Consider the following 3,957-nt stretch of genomic DNA (forward strand, 5'->3'; position numbering starts at 1 on the left):
CCGCGAACCTCGGCATGGCGGCGGGCAACACGGCGGGCAACACGGCGGGCAGCGCGAACCCGGCGAAGTGCTCCGCGCCGAGGAATGAGGTGATCTCGCAGATCCGCTCGTCCCGCAGGGTCAGCACGGCGATCGACCAGGCGGTGTGCGGGCGGGCGGCGCCCTCGCCGACGTAGAAGGCCACGGCCGGCCGGCCGTTGGCACCGGTCAGGGCATACCGCCGGCTCGGGCAGCGGGTGAGCGGCACCTGCACGGCGAAGCCGGCCACCGCCGCGATGCCGCGATACCAGTGCGGCAGCGGCGGCGTCGTGACGGCCGACGACCTGTCCTGGTGGGAGAGCTACCGCGAGGAGCTGGAACGCGTGGCGCGGAAGGCCGGCCACGACCTTAAGCGCGCCTCAAGGCGTTCCCCTCGCTGATCACGGTGCTGACCTGCGGAGTATGGGACATCCAGTGCCGTACGGAGGATAAGCCATGTTTAAGAAAAGGTAGATTCTTTCGGGATTGGACCGATTTATCCCCACATGTCGGTCTGTATCGCACCATAATGACGACTTCCCCAGCGTCTAACCCCCACTGGAGAATGATCGTGAATAGAGCGCTCGGAGCGGTCCTGTGCCTCGGAAGCGTCGCGGCCGTCGGCATGGCGGCCGCGCCCGCTCAGGCCGAGGCCCAGCACAGGGGCTGCCGGGTCGCCGCCGCGAAGCCCTACGTCGCCCTGGACGGCAAGATTCGCGCGGCCGGCTCGCGGGCCGGTTGCTTCGACGACGCCCGTTTCCGGGTCCGGATCGTGAGCAGCAGGCCCGGCCCCGACCGCGTCGTCAAGAGCGGCTCCAAGGTGGTCAGGAACGCGCGTGTCATCGTCGCCCTGACCTGCGTGGACGGTGCGTACTACAGCGTGGTCACGGACTACCGCGGCCACGTGTCGCGGTCGAGGCCGGTGCGCCTCGACTGTGACGTCCCCGCCCCCGTTCCCTCGGCCACCGCCTCCCCGGCACCCACCACCGTCCCCACGGCGAGCCCTTCCGCGGTCCCCACCGCGAGTCCCTCCACAGTCCCCACCGCGAGCGCCCCCGCCACCGCCACTCCCAGCGCCTCTCCCACGAGCGGCTCGGGCGTGGGCACCGCCGTCGAGAACGAGGTCGTGCGCCTCACCAACGTCGAGCGGGCCAAGGCGGGCTGCGGCCCGCTGAAGCACGACGCGCGGCTGCGCGCCGCCGCGTACGCCCACTCGGCTGACATGTCCGCGAAGAACTACTTCGACCACACCTCGAAGGACGGCCGCTCCTTCGCCGACCGCATCACGGCCGCCGGTTACACCTGGCGGGCCGCGGCGGAGAACATCGCCAAGGGCTACGGCACGGCCCAGGCGGTGGTGCAGGGCTGGATGAACAGCCCCGGGCACCGGCAGAACATCCTCAACTGCACCTACACCGACATCGGGGTCGGGTACGTGGCCTCCGGCGCGTACTGGACCCAGGACTTCGGCCGGCAGTAGAGACGCCATCGGTCTCTCGACCGGGAGCGGGGACGCCACGCCCGGCGGCCCCGCTCCCGGGCCGGGATCGAAGGCGATTACGGCGGTCTTCTGGACACCTCGGACCACTGCGGCGGATACTTCCAATCATGAGCTCTCCCCCGGTTCGCGCCTCGGACGGGGACCGCGAGCGTGCGCTCAGCGAGCTCCGCGACCGGGCCGCCGAAGGACGCCTGTCCATGGAGACCTTCGTCGGCCGGGTGGACCTGGCGCTTCGTGCCCGCAACCGCAACGAGCTGGACGAGCTGGTCGCCGACCTCCCGCACCGCCGGCGCTGGCGTAGAAGGATCACCGACGCCGTCGCCTCCGTGTCGGAGCTGAGCAACCGGATCGAGTCCGCCTGGCGGCGTCCCCGGATGCCCCGGCTCGCCCTGCCCGCCGACGGCCGGGCCCGCTACCTGGTCGGCCGCGGCTCCTCCTGCGACCTCGTCCTCGCCGACCTGACCGTCTCGCGGGTCCACGCCGAGCTGCGGCGCGAGCACGACGACTCGTGGCTGCTGGTCGATCTCGGCTCGATGAACGGCACCCGGCTGAACGGCTGGCGCCTGGTCGGCCCCGCACACGTACGGGCCGGTGACGAGGTGGCCTTCGGCGACTGCGTGTTCCTGGTCTCGCTCCCGGCCTGACCACGCGACCCGGGACACGACCTAATACGTACATTTCCGTATTGATGCCCTGGCGTGGCTCATCGACGATCGCGGAAAGCCACTCACCCGGGAGCGGACTGTGCGGTTGTCACGACGAATCACGACCATGCTGGCCGGAGCGGTCCTGGCCATCGGGATCGCCGGCTCCGGCGCCTCCGCCGGCGCCCGGGACCCGGCCCCCGGCGTCGCGGACCTGACCCGCGATCTCGACCAGATCCTCGCCGACTCCCGGCTGGCCCCCGCGCGGGCGGGCGTCGCCGTACGCGCGGCCGCCACCGGCGAGGACCTCTACTCGCTCGACGCGGACAAGCTGTTCGCCCCCGCCTCCAACACCAAGCTGCTCACCTCGGCCGCCGCCCTCGACACGCTCGGCACGGACTTCCGCTTCACGACCGACGTGCTCGCCGCGTCTCGCGTGGGCCGTACGGTCGCCGGGGATCTCACGCTGCGGGGCACGGGCGACCCCACCCTGCTCGCCGCCGACTACGACGCCCTCGCCGCCGAGGTCGCGGCGGCGAGCGTGAAGCTCGTCACGGGCCGGCTGGTCGCCGACGACACCTGGTTCGACGACGTGCGGCTCGGCACCGACTGGGCGTGGGACGACGAGCCGTACTACTACGCGGGGCAGATCTCCGCGCTGACCGCGGCGCCCGACACCGACTACGACGCGGGCTCGGTGATCGTCTCGGTCGCGCCCGGGGACGGCCCCGGCAAGGCCGCCAAGGTGTCGACCACGCCGGCGACCGGCTACGTGAAGATCGTGAACAGGGCCGTCACCGGCGACGAGACGGACGTGCTCGTCGAGCGGCAGCACGGCACCAACACCGTCGTGGTCAGCGGCACGGTCTCCGAGCCGTACGACGAGTGGGTCGCGGTGTGGGATCCCACGCTCTACGCGGCGACGCTGTTCCGGGAGGCGCTGGCCCGGCACGGCGTGAAGGTGCTCGGGCCGACCGTGCGCGGGACGGCCCCGGCGAAGGCGGCCACGATCGCCTCACGCCGGTCGATGACCCTCGGCGAGCTGTCCGTGCCGTTCATGAAGCTGAGCAACAACATGCACGCGGAGATCCTCACCAAGGCGATGGGACGCAAGGTGTCCGGCGCCGGGACGTGGGCGGCGGGCCTCGCCGTGACGACCGCGTTCGCGCAGGCGAACGGCGTGCGGACGCTGCGGCTGCGGGACGGCTCCGGCCTGTCCCGGGTCGACGCCCTGACACCCGCCGGAATCACGGCCCTGCTGGCGGCGGTGCGCGGCAAGCCCTGGTTCCCGACGTGGTACGCCGCCCTGCCGATCGCGGGAGAGGCCGACCGCATGGTCGGCGGGACGCTGCGCAGCAGGATGCGCGGCACGGCGGCGGCCGGGAACGTCCACGCCAAGACCGGCTCGCTGACCGGTGTGACCGCGCTGTCGGGCTACGTGACCAGCGCGGACGGGGAGCAGCTGGTCTTCTCGGTCATAAGCAACGGCTACCTGTCCGGCCCGCCGAGGGACCTGGAGGACCGGATCGCCGTGAGGCTGGCCCAGTTCAGCAGGAAGGCCCCTGTGAACGAAACGGCGAACGAAACGGTGAACGAGACGGTGGACGAGACGGCGGCCGCGCGCGACACGACCTCAGGGTCCTCGCCGCGGGAGGCCGCTCCGCCGGCCCCACGTGCGCCAGGTGACCTCGAATGCTCCTGGCTCAAGCCCGCGCGGTGCTGAAGCGTCCGGCCCCGTGATGGCCGGCGAACGCGACGCGGCGCCGCTCCCCACCTCGCGGGCGGGGGGCGGCG

General features: G+C 72.1%; 3 protein-coding genes and 1 pseudogene. 3 read left to right on the forward strand and 1 reads right to left on the reverse strand.

Annotation, left to right across the window (positions count from 1 at the left end; genetic code table 11):
• A pseudogene (locus AB0J39_RS38590) lies at positions 1 to 268 on the reverse strand (hypothetical protein); the annotation flags it as partial.
• A 321-nt stretch (positions 269 to 589) separates the two neighbouring features.
• Here AB0J39_RS38590 and AB0J39_RS38595 point away from each other — a divergent pair.
• The 3 genes from AB0J39_RS38595 to dacB all read left to right on the forward strand — a co-directional run bounded on the left by AB0J39_RS38595 (position 590) and on the right by dacB (position 3,886).
• Entirely contained in the window at positions 590 to 1,498 is a 909-nt protein-coding gene (locus AB0J39_RS38595; RefSeq protein ID WP_363474036.1) for a CAP domain-containing protein, read from the forward strand.
• 128 nt (positions 1,499 to 1,626) lie between these two features.
• Positions 1,627 to 2,163, forward strand: coding sequence for a DUF1707 and FHA domain-containing protein (locus AB0J39_RS38600; protein ID WP_363474038.1), 537 nt, complete (start codon positions 1,627 to 1,629; stop codon positions 2,161 to 2,163).
• Positions 2,164 to 2,263: 100 nt separating this feature from the next.
• Complete coding sequence (dacB, locus tag AB0J39_RS38605; RefSeq protein ID WP_363474040.1) at positions 2,264 to 3,886, forward strand: D-alanyl-D-alanine carboxypeptidase/D-alanyl-D-alanine-endopeptidase; 1,623 nt, start codon at positions 2,264 to 2,266, stop codon at positions 3,884 to 3,886.
• The last annotated feature ends 71 nt before the right edge of the window (positions 3,887 to 3,957 follow it).

Origin of the sequence: Microbispora sp. NPDC049633 (genome assembly GCF_040675265.1) — a bacterium.
GTDB lineage: Bacteria > Actinomycetota > Actinomycetes > Streptosporangiales > Streptosporangiaceae > Microbispora > Microbispora maris.

What these genes read in the sequence shown, in the direction of transcription:
- AB0J39_RS38600 (WP_363474038.1), top strand. Translation starts at nt 1,627, where the DNA reads ATGAGCTCTCCCCCGGTTCGCGCCTCGGACGGGGACCGCGAGCGTGCG.